This window comes from Pseudomonas sp. TH49, from assembly GCF_016650625.1.
Classification (GTDB): domain Bacteria; phylum Pseudomonadota; class Gammaproteobacteria; order Pseudomonadales; family Pseudomonadaceae; genus Aquipseudomonas; species Aquipseudomonas fluorescens_H.
Genome location: NZ_JAEKFL010000001.1, coordinates 1,819,070 through 1,838,244 on the forward strand (window position 1 = coordinate 1,819,070; position 19,175 = coordinate 1,838,244).

Consider the following 19,175-nt stretch of genomic DNA (forward strand, 5'->3'; position numbering starts at 1 on the left):
GCTCGCGAAGCTTTCGACCTTTAGCGGCTGGCGATGAGGGCCTGACCGCGAGCCACGGCGGCCTTGACCTGCGCCGGCGCAGTGCCGCCGATATGGTCACGGGCATTCACCGAGCCTTCCAGGGTCAGCACGGCGAACACGTCCTGCTCGATCTGGTCGCTGAACTGACGCAGTTCTTCCAGGCTCATCTCGGCCAGATCCTTGCCGGTGTCGACGCCGTACTTCACCGCGTGACCGACGATTTCGTGGCAGTCACGGAACGGCAGGCCACGGCGCACCAGGTAGTCCGCCAGGTCGGTCGCGGTGGAGAAACCGCGCAGCGCCGCTTCGCGCATGATCGCGTGTTTCGGCTTGATCGCCGGGATCATGTCGGCAAAGGCGCGCAGCGAATCGCGCAGGGTGTCGGCGGCGTCGAACAGCGGCTCTTTGTCTTCCTGGTTGTCCTTGTTGTAGGCCAGCGGCTGGCCTTTCATCAGTGTCAGCAGGCCCATCAGCGCACCGAACACACGGCCGGTCTTGCCGCGTACCAGTTCCGGCACATCCGGGTTTTTCTTCTGCGGCATGATCGAGCTGCCGGTGCAGAAACGATCCGGCAGATCGATGAACTGGAACTGCGCGCTGGTCCACAGCACCAGCTCTTCGGAGAAACGCGACAGGTGCATCATCGCGATGCTCGCGGCCGAGCAGAATTCGATAGCGAAGTCGCGATCGGAAACGTTGTCCAGCGAATTGCCGCCGACGGCGTCGAAGCCCAACAATTGCGCGGTGTATTCGCGGTCGATCGGGTAGGTGGTGCCGGCCAGCGCGGCGCTGCCCAGTGGCATGCGGTTGGTGCGCTTGCGGCAGTCGACCAGACGCTCGTAGTCGCGGCTGAGCATTTCGAACCAGGCCAGCATGTGGTGGCCGAAGGTCACTGGCTGGGCAGTTTGCAGGTGAGTGAAGCCGGGCATGATGCTCGCGGCTTCGCGCTCGGCCTGCTCCAGCAGGCCTTTTTGCAGGCGGGTGATCTCGGCCAGGATCAGGTCGATTTCGTCACGCAGCCACAGCCGGATGTCGGTGGCGACCTGGTCATTACGGCTGCGCCCGGTGTGCAGTTTCTTGCCGGTGATGCCGATGCGATCGGTCAGGCGCGCTTCGATGTTCATGTGCACGTCTTCGAGGTCGACGCGCCAGTCGAACTGGCCGGCCTCGATTTCGCCCTGAATGGTCTTCAGGCCGTCGATGATGCTGTCGCGCTCGGCATCGGTCAGCACGCCGACCTTGGCCAGCATAGTGGCGTGGGCGATCGAGCCCATGATGTCGTGGCGATACAGGCGCTGGTCGAAGGTGACGGAGGCGGTGAAGCGGGCGACGAAGGCGTCGACGGGTTCACTGAAGCGGCCGCCCCAGGACTGATTGGTCTTGTCAGTGCTCATGAATTCGCTCGTATCGGCTTGAAGAAAGAAGGCGTGAAACGCTGGCGCGGATAATAACAGGGTTGCCAATCCTGTCGCTGACACCGGTCGATACGTTTTTTTCTCATCTGCTCATTCATAGTCGGCGCTGTCTGCGGGGGATTTGCGCAAGGATATTTTTCGATTGAGCAATATCGGCCCGGCAAGCGTCTACAGTTGGACATAAGGGTCGGCGCGACTGCGGATCGCGCAAGTGCCGACTATAAGAAGAGGGGGTGGGTGGTTTTGTCCTTTGGCATACCCCGTGAAAAACGCAGGAAACAGCGGGCTTTGAGCAGTACGACCCGGACACTGGCAAATATTGCTGGCCGACGTACGGCACTTTTTGGCGCTCGGGCTAGTCTTAGCGTGGATCGCGGTGACGGACGTCACTTCACCTGTCTACGCTATCCTTGTGCGAGACTCACGCAGGAATCCAGCGCAATATGAATGTCCTGATCGTTGATGACGAACCACTGGCTCGCGAGCGCCTAAGCCGAATGGTAAGCGAGCTCGAGGGTTATACAGTCCTGGAGCCCAGCGCCACGAATGGCGAAGAGGCGTTGGCGCTGATCGACAGCCACAAGCCGGATATCGTGCTGCTCGATATCCGCATGCCGGGCCTCGATGGCCTGCAGGTCGCTGCCCGTCTGTGCGAGCGCGAAACGCCGCCGGCCGTGGTGTTTTGCACCGGCCCCGATGAATTTGCCGTGGAAGCCCTGCAGGCCAGCGCCGTGGGCTATGTGGTGAAACCCGTGCGAACCGAACATCTGCATGACGCCCTGAAACGGGCTGAACGTCCCAACCGGGCCCAACTCTCGGCCCTGACCCGTCCCGCCGCCGAAAGCGGTAATGGTCCGCGCAGCCATATCAGCGCCCGGACCCGCAAAGGGATCGAGCTGATCCCGCTGGATCAGGTGGTCTATTTCATTGCCGATCACAAATACGTGACCCTGCGCCATGAAAGCGGCGAGGTTCTGCTGGACGAACCCCTCAAGGCCCTTGAAGACGAGTTCGGCGAGCGTTTCGTGCGTATCCACCGCAACGCGCTGGTCGCCCGTGACCGCATCGAGCGTCTGCAACGCACGCCGCTGGGGCATTTCCAGCTGTTCCTCAAAGGCCTCAATGGTGATGCGCTGATCGTCAGTCGTCGACATGTGGCCGGTGTGCGCAAGATGATGCAGGGCCTCTGACCCGGCCTTCGCGCTTGGTTTCACTTTCTTCTACCGGGCATTGCAGGCCAGGGAGGCCACGCCGTTTCTGATTCAAGTCAAAGTGGATTTGGCTGAGCTGTTATTATCCGCCGTATCTATTCAGTACGGATTGATCCATGTCCTCTCGCGAAATCCGCATCGCCACCCGTAAAAGTGCGCTGGCCCTCTGGCAGGCCGAATACGTCAAAGCTCGTCTGCAAGCGGCCCATCCGGGTTTGCTGGTGACGCTGGTGCCCATGGTCAGTCGCGGTGACAAGCTGCTCGACTCGCCGCTGTCGAAAATCGGCGGCAAGGGCCTGTTCGTCAAGGAACTGGAAACCGCGCTGCTGGAAAACGAAGCCGACATCGCCGTGCACTCGATGAAAGACGTGCCGATGGACTTCCCCGAAGGCCTTGGTCTGTTCTGCATCTGCGAACGCGAAGATCCGCGTGATGCTTTCGTTTCCAATACTTACGCCAGCCTGGATGCGCTGCCTGCCGGCGCCATCGTCGGCACCTCCAGCCTGCGGCGTCAGGCGCAGTTGCTGACCCGTCGTCCTGATCTGGAAATCCGCTTCCTGCGCGGTAACGTCAATACCCGTCTGGCCAAGCTCGATGCCGGCGAGTACGACGCGATCATCCTCGCGGCGGCCGGTCTGATCCGTCTCGGTTTCGAAGACCGCATCACCTCGGCCATCAGCGTCGACGACAGCCTGCCGGCCGGTGGCCAGGGCGCCGTTGGCATCGAGTGCCGCAGCGCCGACACGCAAATCCACGCCTTGCTCGCACCGTTGCATCATGCCGACACCGCTTCGCGCGTGACCGCTGAACGCGCGCTCAATAAACATCTGAATGGCGGCTGCCAGGTGCCGATCGCCTGCTACGCCGTGCTCGAAGGTGAGCAGTTGTGGTTGCGTGGGCTGGTGGGCGAACCGAGTGGTGGCAAGCTGCTCAGCGCCGAGGCGCGCGCGCCGCGTGCCGATGCCGAGACGCTGGGGGTGAAGGTTGCCGAAGACTTGCTCAGCCAGGGTGCCGACGACATTCTCAAAGCGGTGTATGGCGAGGCAGGTCACGAGTGACTGGCTGGCGCCTGCTGCTGACGCGCCCTGCGGATGACTGTGCGGCGCTGGCCGCGGAGTTGGCCGGACAGGGGATTTTCAGCAGTTGCCTGCCGCTTCTGGACATAGCGCCGCTGCCGGTCTCTGCCAAGATACGTCAGGCGCTGGCGCGGCTTTCGGGTTGCAGCGCGGTCATCGTGGTCAGCAAGCCGGCGGCGCGGATTGCGCTTGATCTGCTGGACGCTTATGGACCTCAGTCATTGTCGATGCCGTGGTTCAGCGTCGGCGCGGCGACCGCGCAGATTCTTCGCGATCACGGTCTCGACGTACACTTTCCCGCCGACGGCGATGACAGTGAAGCCCTGCTGCAATTGTCGCGTCTGCGCGAGGCGGTCACCGAGCCCGGCGCGCAGGTGCTGATCCTGCGTGGCGAGGGTGGCCGCGAGCTGCTCGCCGAGCGCCTGCGCGCGCTTGGTGCTAGTGTCGAGTATCTGGAGTTGTATCGGCGTGACCTGCCGGCCTACCCGCCGCAAGAGCTGCCGCGGCGGATTGCAGCGGAACGCTTGAACGGGCTGGTGGTCAGCAGTGGACAGGGTTTCGAGCACTTGCGCCAGATGGCCGGCGATGCCTGGCCTTCAATTGCGCAGTTGCCGTTGTTTGTGCCGAGCCCAAGGGTCGCCGAGCTGGCGCGTGCCGCCGGGGCCCGAACAGTTGTGGATTGCCGCGGCGCGAGTGCCGCGGCTTTGCTGACGGTGTTACGGGAGCATCCCGTGCCCGTTCTCTAATGCAAAGGATGGATACGTGAGCGAAACAGCCTTGCCTAAAGATGATGTCCAGCCTGTGATCGATGCCCAGGTTGAAACTCCACCGCCGGCCAAAGAGCCGCGCCGAGGCAACGGACTGGCCATTGTCGCCCTGTTGCTCGGCGCTGCCGGCGTGGCGATCGGTGGCTGGGGTGTCTGGCAGGTGCGTCACCTGCAGACCAACACCGCACAGCAGTCCGATCAGGTGCAGGCGTTGAACGATCAGGCGCAGAGCCTCAAGCTCAACGAACAGCGCCTGACCGAGCGCCTCGCGCAGCTGCCCGGTGCCGATGAACTCGCCGAGCGCCAGCGTCTGGTGACGCAACTGCAGGGTGATCAGCAGCGCCTCAACCAGCGCCTGGAAACCGTTCTCGGCGCCAGCCGCAAGGACTGGCGTCTGGCCGAGGCCGAGCACCTGCTGCGTCTGGCCAGCCTGCGCCTCTCGGCCCTGCAGGACATCAGCAGCGCCCAGGCGCTGGTGCAGGGTGCCGACGAAATCCTCCGTGAACAGAACGATCCCGGCTCGTTCGCCGCCCGCGAGCAAGTGGCCAAGACCCTCGTCGCCCTGCGCAGCACCGAGCAGCCGGATCGCACCGGGCTGTTCCTGCGCATCGGGGCCTTGCGTGATCAGGTCATCGAGCTGACCGAACTGGCGCCGGAGTACAAGGATCGCGGCGAATCGCTGCTGGGCCTGACCGCTGACGGCGATGGTGCCAGTCGCTGGGCGCAGTGGTGGGATCAGGTGTCGCGCTACATCCGCATCGATTTCAATGCCGACAAGAATGTGAAGCCACTGCTGGCCGGGCAAAGTCTGAGTCAGGTACGCCTGGCGCTGAGTCTGGCGCTGGAGCAGGCGCAATGGGCGGCGCTCAATGGCCAGGGGCCGGTCTACAGCCAGGCACTGACCGAAGCGCGGGACGTGCTCAAGGGCAATTTCAATCCGGATAATCCGCAGAGCAAAATCATGCTCGAACAGGTTGCCGAGCTGAGCCAGCAACCTGTGACGGTCAAGACCCCGGACCTGACCGGCACGTTGAGCGCGGTGCAGGCTTACCTGGAACGCCGTAACGTCAACGCTGAAGAATCGGTCAAACCGTTCGCCAAACCTGCCGCCAACACCGCGCAGGAGACCACGCCATGAAACGCCTGTATGTGATCGTGTTTCTGGTGATCGCCGCGACGGCGGCGCTGGGCCTGGCGATTGCCGAGCATTCCGGTTACGTGCTGGTTGCCTACAAGAGCTTTCGCTATGAATCGAGCCTGTGGGCGACGCTGGCGCTGATTGCGGTGTTGTGGCTGTTGATCTGGGGCATCAAGGCCCTGATCGAGCTGATCATGACGTCCGGTGGCGTGGTCAATCCGTGGTCACGGCGCAACCGCAGCCGGCGGGTGCAGGTGGCCATCGAACACGGTCAGCTGGATCTGGCCGAAGGTCGCTGGGCCAGCGCGCAACGTCACCTCGCTCGCGCCGCCGAGGCCGAGCGCCAGCCGCTGTTGTATTACCTCGGCGCGGCACGCGCGGCCAACGAACAAGGCAAGTACGAGGAGTGTGATCAGTTGCTCGAGCGTGCCCTGGAGCGCCAGCCTCAGGCCGAACTGGCGATTGCCTTGAGTCACGCGCAGTTGCAGACCGATCGTGGTGACACTGACGGCGCCTTGGTGACCCTGCAAGCGATGCACGAGCGGCATCCGCATAACGTACAGACCTTGCGACAGTTGCAGCGTCTGCATCAGCAGCGTGGCGACTGGGCGGCGGTCATTCGCCTGTTGCCGGAACTGCGCAAGGACAAGGTGTTGCCGCCGGCCGAGCTGGCGGAACTCGAACGGCGTGCCTGGGGCAACAACCTGTCCCTGGCGGCGCATCGTGACGAGGACGGCAAAGTCGGTCTGCAATCACTCACGCGTGCCTGGGAGCAATTGACTTCCGCGCAGCGTCAGGAGCCGGCGCTGGTGCTGGCATACGCCGAACAACTGCGTCAGCTGGGGGCTCAGGTCGAGGCGGAAGAAGTCCTGCGCAGCGCCCTCAAGCGCAAGTACGACAGCCACCTTGCACGCCTTTATGGCCTGGTGCGCGGCAGCGATCCGGCTCGTCAGTTGCAGACCGCCGAAGGCTGGCTCAAGGAACATCCGGCTGATCCAAGCCTGTTGCTGACCCTCGGTCGTCTCTGTCTGCAAACCAGCTTGTGGGGCAAGGCACGGGATTATCTGGAAAGCAGTCTGCGGGTGCAGCGTAACCCGGAAGCCTGCGCCGAGTTGGCGCGCCTGCTCGCGCAACTGGGTGATACCGAGCGCAGCAACCAGTTGTTCCAGGAAGGTCTCGGCCTGCTGGATGAACGCCTGCTGGCCGCGCCGTTACCGGTGCCGGTTCGCGCCTGAAATCACGAGGGAGGCTGCTCCCTCGTCAACGTTCAGTGAGCGAATAATTACCTCTGGCGGGCGTGTTGGGCAAAGTCCTACAGCGGACTACACCTATTCCTCTCGCGCCTGTCGGGTTTTCCCTACACTTCTGGTGAACTGTCGCCAGGCACCTGCCTTGAAAGGCTGACAAGCTTTCCTCTACCGTAACTGCCTGTCTCCACTGCTACGGAAAAGCCATGTCGTTGGCCTGTTCACGCTCCTTGTTTTTTACGGCTTTCACTGCAGGCGCACTGGCCCTGGGAGCTTCCTATTACCTCGAATATGCGGTCGGGCTGACGCCCTGCAGTCTGTGCCTGGCGCAACGCTTCTTCATGGCGTTGCTGATGGTCTGTTGCGGGCTGGCGGCGATTCACGGCCCACGGCGTGTCGGTCTGTCGCTCTATTGGGCGGCCGCGCTTGGCCTGAGCCTGGGCGGGACCACGGCGGCCTGGCGGCAGGTGTTGTTGCAGAGTGATCCGCTGGTGCAAATGACCAGTTGCGCGCCCGATTCCGAAGCGCTGTTCAGCAACCTGCCGTGGTTGTGCGCAACGCTGCGGATGTTCAAGGGGGGTGTCGATTGCGCGGAAATTTCCTGGACGCTGTTCGATTTGAGCATCCCGGAATGGAGTCTGCTGTTCTTTGTGGCGATGTCGATCCTTGCGGTTTACCAGTTACTGCGTCTGGTCTGGAGCGCGCTGCAGCGACCGCTCAGCGGCGAAGCGTCGCACCGGGCGCTGGTCGGGGATTAAACACTTGTATGAACTTTATCTCCTGCGTACCTTGAAGCCATAGGCGTGCGGGCATAATCTGGCCCGCACGTGTCATTGGATTTATGTTGCTCGATGACGCTCTGCCCGGTCGGCCTCCAAGCGATAAAAGCCAGAAGAGGGGCGCGGGTGTAGAGCAGCATGACCCACAAGGGAAGAGAGATCGCCATGCTCGAAAGTTGTCAGAATGCTCAGGAACGCTGGGGTGGAGTTCATCTGCTGATCGACCGCTGGTTGCAAGAGCGTGAAGAACTGATCGGTGCCTACGACAAGCTGGGTGCGCAACCTCAGGCCTTGTCCGAGAGCCGCAAGCCCTTGCAGGAGTTCTGCGGCGTGCTGGTCGATTACGTCTCGGCCGGGCACTTCGAAATCTACGAACAGCTGACCGGCGAAGCCAAGGCGTTCGGTGACACGCGTGGCCTCGAACTCGCCGAAACCCTCTACCCGCGTATCGACGTCATCACCGAAAAACTCCTCGCCTTCAACGACCTTTGTGATGAAGGCAAATGCGTCGCCGAGAAGTTCAAGGAACTGGGTGGCCTGCTGCACGAACGCTTCGAACTGGAAGATTGCCTGATTGAAGTGCTGCACACCGCGCACAAGCAGGAAGATCCGGTTCAGGCCTGATTCGTTTCGCGCCGACATGAAAAAACGCGGTGCGCCGAAAGCGCACCGCGTTTTTTTATGTCGGCGAGTCGGCGTCGGTCAGCTCGTTGCACCGCGCAATTCGACTTCAAATACCAGCGGTGTAAACGGCGCGATAAGATCGCCCGCACCGTCGGCGCCGTAGGCTTGATCCGATGGAATCACCAGTCGCCACTTCGCGCCAACCGGCATGTTCTGCAACGCCGTACGCCACCCGGCAATCACGCTGTCGAGGCTGAACCATTGTGGCTGAGTGTTCTGATCGAACACGGTGCCATCCGGCAGGCGACCGACATACAGCACCTGCACTTTTCCATCCGGCCCGGCCTTGGGGCCAGTGCCCGGGCTCAGCTCGGTCAGCAGGATGCCGTCGGCCAATTCCTTCACACCCGGTTTGGCTTTTTCGGCGGTGAGAAAACGCTGCTCGTTTTCCATCGCGGCATCACTGGAAGGCAGCGACGAGTGTTCGGCGTTTTGCGATTCGTGATCGGCCAGGATCTGCTCGATCCGCGCTTCGCTCAGGGCCAGCGGCTTGCCTTGATAGGCCTGCTGCAAACCTTCGACCAATGCCTGAATCTGCAATTGCGGCACCTCTTGGCGCAAGCGTTCACCGAGGCTGGCACCGAGGCTGTAGGCCAGATCGTGAGCATCGTTCGCGGTGGTTTTTTCGTCGGCGTGGGCGGCGGAAAAAATCATCCAGAGGGATAAAAAAAGGTAGCGCGACATGGGCACTCTCCGTCCTGAGATGCGGGCGATTATGCCAGCGCGAAGGTCTGCAACGGTGAACTGCTTTTGTCTTTGTGCAGAACATTTTCACTTCGTTGCAACGCAACGGTTTCGATACTGTCAAGATGACCTAGCGGCGGTAACTGCAGAGGTCTAGTATGAGCCGCACTCACGTCAGCCAGGAGGTAAACCATGTCGGCCACCAAGAAGCCTGTAAACACTCCGTTGCACCTACTCCAACAACTCTCGGGCAGCCTGCTCGAGCATTTGGAAAACGCTTGCTCCCAAGCCTTGGCTGATGCTGAAAAACTGCTCGCCAAACTGGAAAAGCAACGCGGCAAGGCGCAAGAAAAACTGCACAAGTCCCGTACCAAATTGCAGGACGCAGCCACTGCCGGTAAAGCCAAGGCGCAGAACAAGGCCAAGGCTGCCGTCAAAGAACTCGAAGACTTGCTCGACGCGCTGAAGGGGCGTCAGTCCGACACTCGCGGCTACATTCTGCAACTCAAGCGTGATGCCCAGGAAAGCCTGAAACTGGCCCAGGGTGTCGGCCGTGTGCAAGAGGCTGCCGGCAAAGCGCTGTCCTCCCGCGCCGCCAAACCAGCAGCAGCGCCTGCGAAAAAAGCGGCAGCCAAACCTGCTGCGGCGAAAGCCCCGGCGAAAACCGCTGCGGCAAAACCGGCAGCCAAACCAGCAGCCAAGGCACCGGCTAAAACCGCCGCCAAACCTGCTGCAAAAACCGCAGTGAAAAAACCGGCTGCGGCGAGCGCTGCGAAACCGGCCGCACGTACTGCCGCTGCCAAACCTGCAGCGGCAAAACCGGCTGCCAAGCCAGCAGCAAAACCTGCTGCGCGCAAAGTCGCTCCGGCAAAAACCGCTGCTGCTAAACCAGCTGCCAAAGTAGCGGTAAAACCGGCTGCCAAACCTGCCGCGAAAACCGCCGCTGCAAAACCGGCAGCCAAGACTGCGGCCAAACCGGTCGCGGCAAAACCTGCTGCCAAGGTTGCTGCCAAACCAGCGGCCAAGCCTGCCGCTAAAACCGCTGCCAAACCTGCAGCAGCAAAACCTGCGACCGCTGCAGCCAAGCCTGCCGCCAAACCAGTAGCCGCAAAGCCAGCCGCTAAACCAGCCGCCAAGCCAGCTGCAAAACCTGCCGCGAAAAAACCGGCCGCTGCCAAACCCGCTGCCGCTAAACCTGCGACTGCACCGGCCGCCAAGCCAGCCGCTCCAGCGCCGGCCGCCGCACCTGCTCCAGCCGCTTCCACCTCGACCACCACGACGGCGCCAACGCCAGCCGCTGCGTCGAGCGTCAGCAGCAACCCGACCAGCGCTTCCTAAGCGCCGGTTGCCGCGACGCGCAGCACGTGCAGCGCGTCGCGGTTCGGGCTGGCGGTCGATCCCGCCAGGCTCTCCAGCCATTGCCCGGACGCTGATACTTCATCGCGCGGCCAGTCCTGCGCAACCTGTTCCAGTTGCCACAGCAGATGCCGTTCGGCTTCCAGCTCCAGCGCCTTCATTTGTGCTCGCAGCCCCTTGAGCACCGGATCTTCCTCGGCCAGGGTTTTCCACTGAGTACGCAACGCACGCAGTGGCTGCACCACCTCCACATCCCACGGCCCCACCAGCGTTTTCAGCTGCTGCACGCGCTGTTCGTCGCAGGCCGCGCCGCGCTGTTCCAGCCATAAACCACACAGCAGCAGGCAGACATTGGCCCCCGCCGTTTGCAGTTGCAGGCAAGCAGGTTCCACGCCCGGTCGGGCGTAGATGGCAAGGGAAAAGCTCCACAGGTCAGAGGACATCGTGCTACTCGCGCCAGTTGTGAGCGAAGCTGGTAGACTCCGCCGCCATTATGATCCGACTTCAGAACCTGACTTTACAGCGTGGCCCGCAACGTCTGCTAGAAGACGCCGAGCTGACCCTGCACGCCGGCCACAAAGCCGGCCTCATCGGTGCCAACGGCGCCGGCAAATCCAGCCTGTTTGCCTTGCTGCGCGGCGAGTTGCACCCGGACTCGGGCGATTGCCTGCTGCCGGCCGACTGGCGGATCGCGCACATGCGCCAGGAGGTCGACACGCTCGAACGCCTGGCGGTCGACTATGTGCTCGATGGCGACCTGCGTCTACGCGAAGTGCAACGTGACCTCGCCGCCGCCGAAGCGGCCCACGATGGCACGGCTCTGGCCCGTCTGCACGCCGAACTCGACAGCGCCGACGGCTATACCGCCGATGCGCGGGCGCGCAAGTTGCTGGCCGGTCTCGGTTTCACCAATGAACAGATGGATCGTCAGGTAGGAGATTTCTCCGGTGGCTGGCGGATGCGTCTGAACCTGGCGCAGGCCTTGATGTGTCCGTCGGACTTGTTGTTGCTCGACGAACCGACCAACCACCTGGATCTCGACGCGATCATCTGGCTCGAAGAGTGGCTGAAAAGCTACCCGGGCACCCTGCTGCTGATTTCCCACGACCGCGACTTCCTTGATGAAGTGGTCGATCACGTGGCCCATGTCGATCAGCGCAAACTGACCCTTTATCGTGGCGGCTACACTGCGTTCGAACGTGCCCGTGCCGAACGTCTGGCCCAGCAGCAACAGGCCTACGAGAAGCAGCAGGCGCAACGTGCGCACATGGAAAGCTACATCGCCCGCTTCAAGGCCCAGGCCACCAAGGCCCGTCAGGCGCAGAGCCGGATCAAGGCCTTGGAGCGCATGGAAGAGCTGTCGGCGGCCCACGTCGATTCGCCGTTCGATTTCGTGTTCCGCGAATCGACCAAGATCTCCAGTCCGCTGATCGACCTGTCCGATGCGCGTCTGGGTTACGGCGATAAAACCATCCTGGAGAAGGTCAAGCTGCAACTGACCCCGGGTGCGCGGATCGGTCTGCTCGGGCCGAACGGCGCCGGTAAATCGACCCTGATCAAGAACCTCGCCGGCGAGCTCGAACCGCTGGCCGGGCGTCTGACCCGTGGCGAGAACACCGTCGTCGGCTACTTCGCCCAGCATCAGCTCGACTCGCTGGATGCCAAGGCCAGCCCGCTGCTGCATTTGCAGCGTCTGGCGCCGACCGAGCGTGAACAGACTCTGCGCGACTTCCTCGGTGGTTTCGACTTCCGTGGCGCGCGCATCGACGAGCCGGTGCTGAATTTCTCCGGTGGCGAGAAAGCGCGTCTGGCGCTGGCATTGATCGCCTGGGAACGGCCGAACCTGCTGCTGCTCGACGAACCGACCAACCACCTCGACCTGGAAATGCGCCTGGCGCTGACCATGGCGCTGCAGGAATTCAGCGGCGCGGTATTGGTGGTGTCTCACGATCGGCACTTGCTCAAGAGCACCACCGACAACTTCTACCTGGTCGCCGATGGCAAGGTCGAAGAGTTCGATGGCGACCTCGAAGACTACGCGCGCTGGCTGGTGGAATACCGTCAGCGCAATGCGCCGGTCAGCAACACTCCGGTCAATCCGGACAAGACCGACAAGAAGGCTCAGCGCCAGGCCGCCGCTGCATTGCGTCAGCAACTGGCACCGCACAAGCGCGAGGCCGACAAGCTTGAAGCCGAACTGGGCAAGCTCCACGAGAAGCTGGCGAAGGTTGATGCCAGCCTCGGCGACAGCGACATCTACGAGCCGGCACGCAAGAACGAGTTGCGTGATCTGCTGGCCGAACAGGCCAAATTGAAGGTGCGCGAAGCCGAGCTCGAAGAAGCGTGGATGGAAGCGCTGGAAACCCTGGAAAGCATGCAGGCGGAGCTGGAGGCGTTGTCCTGATGGACGCGTTCAAGTGGCCATTGCCGGCGGTGTGGGTCGAGCCGATCTGGCTCGGCGTGCAGATTCTGCTGATCCTGCTGGCGGGTTATCTCGCTCAGCGCTTCGTTGCCAAAGGCCTGACCCGTCTGGGTGAGCGCTACCCGTTTCCGCCGCAGCTGCTGATGCCGCTGCGTGGCGGTCTGCGCTGGCTGATCATGGGCAGCGCGCTGATCTTTGTGCTGGAACGCCTCGGGGTGTCGGCCACGGTGTTGTGGACGGCGCTGTCGGGTTTCGTCGCGGTGGCGGCGGTGGCGTTCTTCGCAATGTGGAGTGTGCTGTCGAACCTGCTGTGCGCAATTCTGATCTTCACCGTCGGCCCGTTCCGCCTCGGCGATGTGGTCGAGCTGGTGGACACCACCGACAAGCCCGGCGTCAAGGGCCGGGTGGTGGCGATCAATCTGCTGTACACCACATTGATCGAAGCCGAGGAACTGGGAACTGGCAGTGCCATGGTGCAAGTGCCGAACAGCCTGTTCTTCCAGCGTTCGGTGCGGCGCTGGCGCGGGAGTGATGTGTTTCCTTCGAGCGGTTTCGAGAAGTAGTCTTCGGGCGTCTGATCAGACGCCTTCGCGAGCAAGCCCGCTCCCACATTGGATCTGTGATCGACACAAATCCAATGTGGGAGCGGGCTTGATCGCGAAGAGGCCATCAGCCGCGCCCGGACCATCCAGCAAAAATCGGTAGTCATCCGCGCCAAACCGCATTAGCTTTGACGTCTGTCACGATTCACAGTCGAGGTGTGCGATGGAGCTTCAAACATGGCTGGCATTCTTTGCCGCCTGCTGGGTGATCAGTCTGTCCCCGGGCGCAGGCGCCATTGCGTCGATGTCCAGCGGTCTGCAATACGGTTTCTGGCGCGGCTACTGGAACGCGCTGGGCCTGCAAGTCGGCCTGGCGGTACAGATTGCAATTGTCGGCGCCGGGGTCGGCGCGATCCTCACCGCATCGGCCACCGCGTTCTATGCGATCAAATGGTTTGGCGTGGCCTATCTGGTCTATCTGGCGATCAAGCAATGGCGCGCGCTGCCCATGGACATGAGCGATGACGCCGCCGTGCGCCCGATCGGCAAGCCGCTGGCGCTGGTGTTCCGCGGCTTTCTGGTGAACATCAGCAACCCCAAGGCACTGGTGTTCATGCTCGCGGTGCTGCCGCAGTTCATCAATCCGCACGCACCGCTGCTGATGCAGTACCTGGTGATCGGCGTGACCATGATCTGCGTGGATCTGATTGTCATGGCCGGCTACACCGGTCTGGCGTCCAAGGTGCTGCGCCTGTTGCGCACACCGAAGCAGCAGAAGCGCATGAACCGCACGTTTGCCGGGCTGTTCATTGGCGCGGCGGCGTTCATGGCGACGTTGCGTAAAGCGGTGGTGTAAAACCCGCAGGCAGAAAAAAGGCGACCTCTTGGGGTCGCCTTTTTTTATCCGCCAAGACTTTAGAGTGACGCTCAATTGTGGCGAGGGAGCTTGCTCCCGCTTGAGTGCGCAGCGCTCACAAGCTTTTGGGTCTGCTTCGCAGCCCAGCGGGAGCAAGCTCCCTCGCCACAGAACGCGTTCAGCCAAGAGTCAGTGCAAAATCACCGGCGCAGTATCACGCGGCAGATTGTTGCGCTGCTGCGCTTCACGCGGCTGCTCGTAACCACCGCCACCGAGCTGCATGCTCAGTTGCCCGGCGACGTCTTCGCCCAGCGCTTTCGACACCTCACGCACCACCCGAGGGCGATTCAGCGAGATCTTGATGTCGCGGCCGTTCACCAGTTTGGTGTCCTGCGCTTCGCCCATCGCCGTGAAGGCCGAAGTGATCTCGTAGGTCTTGGTGTTGATCAGGCTGAAATCGGCCACCAGCGTCAGGCCCAAAACCGCCGAATAGCTGTCGGTGTGCGCCAGCTCGTTCATGTCCTGGGTGAAGTCGATGTCCGACACGGTGCCGAACAGCACATAGTCGGCGCCCTTGAAGTTGCCGGCCTTGATCCGCTTGATCACGTCGTACACGTCACCCTTGGACGACGCGGTGTACGGCGTGCCCTGCACCAGCTGAAACATCCCGGTGCGGAGGATCTCGCCCTTGATGTCGCCGGTGAATTTACGCAGCTCACCCTGCTCGATGTAGCTGGTGGTCGCTTCCAGCTCGTTGTAGTTCGAGGAACCACTGGAGCTGTAATAACCCTCGCGATAATTGTTCTGCGCCGAAACGATGTGGATGTACTGCTCCACCCGTTCCTGATACGCCAGATCCGTTACCGCGACTTTCGGGGCCGCTTGCACGCTGAACGCGCAAGCCAGGGCCATCATGCCAATCCATGTGCGCATCAATTAACGCTCCGTGGTTTTGCGGATCTCTTTTTCGTCCATCCACTCGGCCAGACCGCTTTCAACGTCGATCAGTTGCAGGCTGAATTTGTAGAAGACGTCCTTGTAGTCGCTGCTGCGCTTGACGATCGAGCTGATCGAGCCTTCCAGGCGGTATTTGGCAGCGATCATGTTGCCGGTCTTGGCCACGGTGCTCTTCTTGTACAGGCCGCTCTGGTTTTGCAGCTTGAGCTGATCGACCTGGCTCTGCATCGCGGTGTTGTCGCTGGCGAAGCGGGCGGTGCCGGACCTCATCAGCTGAGTCTTGATGCTGGTGGTGATTTCGCGGGTATCGATGTACTCGCTGGTCTTGTTCTTCACGTCGTAGACCTGCACCACCGGGCGGCCCTGCAGGATGCCGGACTGGGCCAGCGAGCGGGTCATCGATTCGGCGATCATTTGCAGGTCGGTCGAGCCGAATTCGTTGGTCACGGTTTCAACCGCTTTGGTATCGCCGTAGCTGATGTTCTTGCTGCCCAGGGTCGGCGAGGTGTTGGCGCAACCGGAAGCCAGCAGGGCGAGGACGGCGATCAAGGAGAAGCGTGCAAACATGGGAATGCTCTCTAAAACAGGAATAGGGTGGCGGACTTAAGGCGTCTTGAGTTCCAGGCGGAAATCCACGGCTTTCGGGGTCGGGGCGATGCCCTGGATGAAGCTGGTCTGGGCGCCGTACATCATCTGGCTTTTCCAGACTTCTTCTTCGGCGATCGGGAAACCTTCCGGGCCCAGCCAGGCGAAACGGTAGTAGAACGTCTTGTTGCTGTTGAGGGTGTTGGTCAACTGCACATTGACGGTCATGAAGCCGTTCTCGCGGGCGACGCGCATGGCGCCGACCGCGATGTGCTTCTGTGGACCCATGGCCACGACCTTGCTCGCGGCGCTGCCCGGCTCCGGTGGTGGCGGGGTGGCGCAGCCGCTGGCCAGGACGGCGAGAGCGGCAACGGCGAAGAGTTTCAAGCGCATGCAAAGACTCCGTTCTTAAGGTTGTTTGAGGCTGGCGACGTTGGTCGCGCCGGCGCTCGGGATGACATGGGCGGCGAGGCCCGCAGCGAACACCTGATTGCCCACGGCGCGCAGGCTGATCACCTGGTAGCGCTGATCGACGGTGACCTTGACCACCGAGCCACCGACGGCGCTCGGCAGACTGACCTGGTGTTCGCCTTTCTTCAAGCGCAGACGCACCACTTGGGTGTTGTCCGGCAGGGTGCGCCACGTACGGGTATCGGCACCTTCCAGCACCGCTGAAGAAATACCCACGGCGAGACCGGCCAGCGGGTTGGTTTCGTTGATCTTCTTCTGCGCCACACCTTTGGTGATCGCGCGCACGGTGGTGCGGACGATGATCCCCGGCATGTCATCGCGCAGGGCGCGACGGGACATGGCGGTGGTGCTGTTGAGGGCGGTCAGGTTGACTTGCTGGCCATCGACGCCAATCTGCGCGAACGGTGCGGTGGAGGTGTCAGGCTTGATGATCGGGAACGACAGCGGGGTGATCACCACGTTGTTGGAGATCGGCAACGGCAGCGGCACGCGGATCGAGTCGCGCGCTGGCGCCAGACCGCTTTGCACCACGATCAGGATGTCGCTGTCTTCGCTCTTGGTCGGCTTGTCCAGATTGACCAGCGCCTGCTCCAGCAGCGGCGTGTTCGGACGCAGTTCGGCGGCTTTGCGGTAGCCCGGCGCGGCCAGGTCTTTCTCGCCCAGGGCTTCGTAGACGAAACCGGCCAGGTAATGGCTGAACGCACTCTGGTAGCTGTTTTTCAGGCTGACCACTTCTGGCGCATCGAGGCTGGCGACCGGGTAACCCTGCAGATCCTTGTACTGAGTCTTGATGCCTTCTTTTTCGGCCTCTTCCTCGCTCTTGAGGTATTCCTTGTCACGCAGGTCGGCGATCACCGCTTCACGTTCGTGAGTCTTCTTGATCGCGGTGCGGGCGCCGTCGAAGTCGTTGACCGCCAGCAAGTTGAGGGCCATCTGCGTGGTCAGCATGACTTTTTCGTAGTCGTAGCCTTCGTAGCGGCGGACCTTGTCGTTAACGATGAAGCTGCCGAACTGCGCCAGGTATTTGCCGGAGTCGAGCTTGACCGCATCTTCCCACTGCCCGACCACCTGATCGGCACTGGTCCAGGCGTTCTGACTGCCGGACAGGTCGCCCTTGGCGCGCAGCAACTCACCTTTCTCGAAGTAATAGAGCAAGTCTTTGTCGGGGCCGGTGTTGTTTTTTTCCAGCAGGGTCAGCGCGGCATCGACGTTGCCGGTGGCCAGTTGCTGGTTGGTCTGGGCCAGTTCCGAATCGTAGTTGCGAAACGCCGAACAGCCGGACAGCAGGGTGACAGCGCTGAGCGCGATCAAGGTGGGAGTGCGCAATGCCATGGGGGTACTTCTTCCCTGAGCTAGAAACTGCATCAGCCGCCGGTGCTGGTCGGGCTGGTGTGACCCATCGACAGTGGCGCTGGCCTCCTGCCAATTCCTCATAACCAGAGGAGCTTTTATGCCGCGTCGCTATAGCGCGGGCGCGGCATTATAAGCGGGCGATGCTGGCCATGTAATAGCTTTTTAATCGCACTTGTTAGTTTGGTGCCATTACTTATTTCACGGCGGATACGCGATTTCCCACCGACGTGGCAGGTTGAAAAGCGCTGCCGTTTGCGTAAATCCGCTCGCCCAGCACGCGAAGGCCGATCATCTGGCGATTCTGGTCGATGCGGATGTTCAGTGGAGCGCCTGAAGTGTTCGGCAGGCTGATCTGGTGCTCGCCCTTTTTCAGACGCAGGCGCACGACCTGTGTCAGGTTGGGCAGGGTGCGCCAGGTGCGGGTGTCGGCCTGCTCGAAACCATCCCACTGGGTGACGTAGGAGGCCTTGGCCGGATTGCGGCGATTGTCGGTACCTTGAACGTCCGCCGCGAGGAACGCCCGGTAGGTGGTGCGCTGGATAATCCCGGGCATGTCGTCACGCAGTGTGCGCAAAGACATATCGGTGATGCTGTTGACCGCGATCAGCTTTTTCTCGCGACCGTCGATGCGGACCTGATTGAACGGCGCGGTGGAGTTATCCGGCACCATCACCGGGAAGGAAATGTTGGCGACGATCACCTGACCGTCCTTGAGCTGCACCGGATACGGTACGCGCACCGAGCTGCGGGCCGGTGCCAGACCACTTTGCACGATGATCAGCACATCGCTTTCGTCGGCCTTGAGTCCGGGGCTGTCGAGGTCGCGCAGTGCCTGTTGGAAAAACGGCATGTCCGGGCGCAGCTCGATGGCCTGACGATAACCGGGCGCCGCCAGGTCTTTTTCGCCAAGCGCCTCATAGGTGAAGCCGGCGAGGTAGTGACTGAACGCGCTCTGGTAACCGTTTTTCAGGGCAATCACTGCCGGGGATTCGAGCATCACCACCGGATAACCCTGCAGGTCCTTGTAGTGCACGCGCGCGCCCTGGGCCTTGGCCGCATCTTCGATACGTTCGTATTCCAGCTCCCGTTGCCGGGCGATCAGCGCTTCGCGTTCGTGGGTTTTCTTGATGTCGGCACGGGCACCGTCGAAGTCATTCAGCGCCAATTGGTTGAGGGCCATTTGCGTGGTCAGCATGACTTTTTCATAGTCGTAGCCATCGTAGCGCCGCAGCTTGTCATTGATGATGCCGCCCCAGTGATCGCCCATCGCCGCGAGCAACTTGTCACCGGTGGTCTCGATCGTGTCCTGGCGCTCGATGATCATCTGCTCGGCGCTGCGCCAGGTTGTCTGGCTCTGCGGCAGCGCGCCGCCGGCGCTGAGGACGGCGCCCTTTTCGAAGTAGTAGAGCAGGTCTTTTTCCGGATCCGGATTGTGCGCTTCGATCAGCGTGAGGGCGCCGTCGATGTTGCCGGCCTTGAACTGGTCGGTGGTCTGTTGCAGTTCCAGGTCGTAGTTGCGATACGCGGCGCAGCCGCTCAGTTGCACAACAGCGGTGATCAACAGGGGCAGCAGCAAGCGGTGGCGCATGAGGGGGTTCATCCTTGAGCGGG

Annotated in this window: 19 protein-coding genes and 1 pseudogene; 12 read left to right on the plus strand and 8 right to left on the minus strand. The window is 61.9% G+C overall.

Features of this window, described 5'->3' with window-relative positions:
• Positions 1-20 precede the first annotated feature (20 nt).
• A complete protein-coding gene (gene argH, locus JFU48_RS08210) occupies positions 21-1,415 on the minus strand; it encodes an argininosuccinate lyase (RefSeq protein ID WP_103368168.1) in 1,395 nt (464 codons plus the stop codon).
• A 327-nt stretch (positions 1,416-1,742) separates the two neighbouring features.
• On the opposite strand from argH, the pseudogene JFU48_RS30510 reads away from it, so the two are divergent.
• The 8 genes and pseudogenes from JFU48_RS30510 to rsd all read left to right on the plus strand — a co-directional run.
• Positions 1,743-1,883: pseudogene (locus JFU48_RS30510) on the plus strand (sensor histidine kinase); the annotation flags it as partial.
• Positions 1,880-2,626: a LytR/AlgR family response regulator transcription factor gene (locus tag JFU48_RS08215; protein WP_003229385.1), complete on the plus strand. Its 747-nt coding sequence runs from the start codon at positions 1,880-1,882 to the stop codon at positions 2,624-2,626. The pseudogene JFU48_RS30510 and the gene JFU48_RS08215, both read left to right, overlap by 4 nt.
• Positions 2,627-2,763: 137 nt before the next feature.
• Positions 2,764-3,705: a hydroxymethylbilane synthase gene (hemC, locus tag JFU48_RS08220; RefSeq protein WP_003229384.1), complete on the plus strand. Its 942-nt coding sequence runs from the start codon at positions 2,764-2,766 to the stop codon at positions 3,703-3,705.
• Entirely contained in the window at positions 3,702-4,469 is a 768-nt protein-coding gene (locus JFU48_RS08225) for a uroporphyrinogen-III synthase (RefSeq protein ID WP_201136263.1), read from the plus strand. Before hemC ends, JFU48_RS08225 begins: the two co-directional genes overlap by 4 nt.
• Positions 4,470-4,485: 16 nt before the next feature.
• Positions 4,486-5,628, plus strand: a complete 1,143-nt coding sequence (locus tag JFU48_RS08230; protein ID WP_201136264.1) for a uroporphyrinogen-III C-methyltransferase — start codon at positions 4,486-4,488, stop codon at positions 5,626-5,628.
• A complete protein-coding gene (locus tag JFU48_RS08235; RefSeq protein WP_201136265.1) occupies positions 5,625-6,863 on the plus strand; it encodes a heme biosynthesis protein HemY in 1,239 nt (412 codons plus the stop codon). Before JFU48_RS08230 ends, JFU48_RS08235 begins: the two co-directional genes overlap by 4 nt.
• A 218-nt stretch (positions 6,864-7,081) precedes the next feature.
• A complete protein-coding gene (locus JFU48_RS08240; protein WP_003229380.1) occupies positions 7,082-7,633 on the plus strand; it encodes a disulfide bond formation protein B in 552 nt (183 codons plus the stop codon).
• A gap of 186 nt (positions 7,634-7,819) precedes the next feature.
• Complete coding sequence (rsd, locus tag JFU48_RS08245; RefSeq protein WP_201136266.1) at positions 7,820-8,278, plus strand: sigma D regulator; 459 nt, start codon at positions 7,820-7,822, stop codon at positions 8,276-8,278.
• A 78-nt stretch (positions 8,279-8,356) separates the two neighbouring features.
• On the opposite strand, the gene JFU48_RS08250 is transcribed toward rsd, so the two are convergent.
• The gene (locus JFU48_RS08250; RefSeq protein WP_003229378.1) at positions 8,357-9,022 is read right to left on the minus strand and encodes an FKBP-type peptidyl-prolyl cis-trans isomerase; all 666 of its coding nucleotides are present in this window, start codon (positions 9,020-9,022) and stop codon (positions 8,357-8,359) included.
• A gap of 192 nt (positions 9,023-9,214) precedes the next feature.
• Here JFU48_RS08250 and JFU48_RS08255 point away from each other — a divergent pair, with 192 nt between their 5' ends.
• A complete protein-coding gene (locus JFU48_RS08255) occupies positions 9,215-10,360 on the plus strand; it encodes an AlgP family protein (RefSeq protein WP_201136267.1) in 1,146 nt (381 codons plus the stop codon).
• Here the strand turns inward: JFU48_RS08255 and JFU48_RS08260 are convergent.
• Positions 10,357-10,821: a TIGR02444 family protein gene (locus JFU48_RS08260; protein WP_201136268.1), complete on the minus strand. Its 465-nt coding sequence runs from the start codon at positions 10,819-10,821 to the stop codon at positions 10,357-10,359. The genes JFU48_RS08255 and JFU48_RS08260 overlap by 4 nt on opposite strands.
• Before the next feature lie 50 nt (positions 10,822-10,871).
• Here JFU48_RS08260 and JFU48_RS08265 point away from each other — a divergent pair, with 50 nt between their 5' ends.
• From JFU48_RS08265 to rhtB, 3 genes are all read left to right on the plus strand, one after another.
• Positions 10,872-12,782 carry an ATP-binding cassette domain-containing protein gene (locus JFU48_RS08265; protein WP_003229372.1) on the plus strand — a complete coding sequence of 637 codons (1,911 nt, stop codon included), beginning with the start codon at positions 10,872-10,874 and terminating at the stop codon, positions 12,780-12,782.
• On the plus strand, positions 12,782-13,363 hold the full coding sequence (locus tag JFU48_RS08270; protein WP_003229371.1) for a mechanosensitive ion channel family protein: 582 nt from the start codon (positions 12,782-12,784) through the stop codon (positions 13,361-13,363). Before JFU48_RS08265 ends, JFU48_RS08270 begins: the two co-directional genes overlap by 1 nt.
• A 202-nt stretch (positions 13,364-13,565) precedes the next feature.
• Positions 13,566-14,198 (plus strand): homoserine/homoserine lactone efflux protein, encoded by a 633-nt coding sequence (gene rhtB, locus JFU48_RS08275; RefSeq protein ID WP_064589768.1) that lies wholly within the window; start codon positions 13,566-13,568, stop codon positions 14,196-14,198.
• Between the two features lie 189 nt (positions 14,199-14,387).
• Here the strand turns inward: rhtB and JFU48_RS08280 are convergent, their stop codons facing one another.
• From JFU48_RS08280 to JFU48_RS08300, 5 genes are all read right to left on the minus strand, one after another.
• The gene (locus JFU48_RS08280; protein ID WP_201136269.1) at positions 14,388-15,131 is read right to left on the minus strand and encodes a penicillin-binding protein activator LpoB; all 744 of its coding nucleotides are present in this window, start codon (positions 15,129-15,131) and stop codon (positions 14,388-14,390) included.
• A gap of 3 nt (positions 15,132-15,134) precedes the next feature.
• Complete coding sequence (gene lpoB / locus JFU48_RS08285; protein WP_201136270.1) at positions 15,135-15,722, minus strand: penicillin-binding protein activator LpoB; 588 nt, start codon at positions 15,720-15,722, stop codon at positions 15,135-15,137.
• A 36-nt stretch (positions 15,723-15,758) separates the two neighbouring features.
• Positions 15,759-16,133: a YcfL family protein gene (locus JFU48_RS08290; protein WP_003229363.1), complete on the minus strand. Its 375-nt coding sequence runs from the start codon at positions 16,131-16,133 to the stop codon at positions 15,759-15,761.
• A gap of 15 nt (positions 16,134-16,148) precedes the next feature.
• On the minus strand, positions 16,149-17,543 hold the full coding sequence (locus JFU48_RS08295) for a COG3014 family protein (RefSeq protein ID WP_201136271.1): 1,395 nt from the start codon (positions 17,541-17,543) through the stop codon (positions 16,149-16,151).
• 214 nt (positions 17,544-17,757) lie between these two features.
• A complete protein-coding gene (locus JFU48_RS08300) occupies positions 17,758-19,152 on the minus strand; it encodes a COG3014 family protein (protein ID WP_201136272.1) in 1,395 nt (464 codons plus the stop codon).
• Positions 19,153-19,175 lie beyond the last annotated feature (23 nt).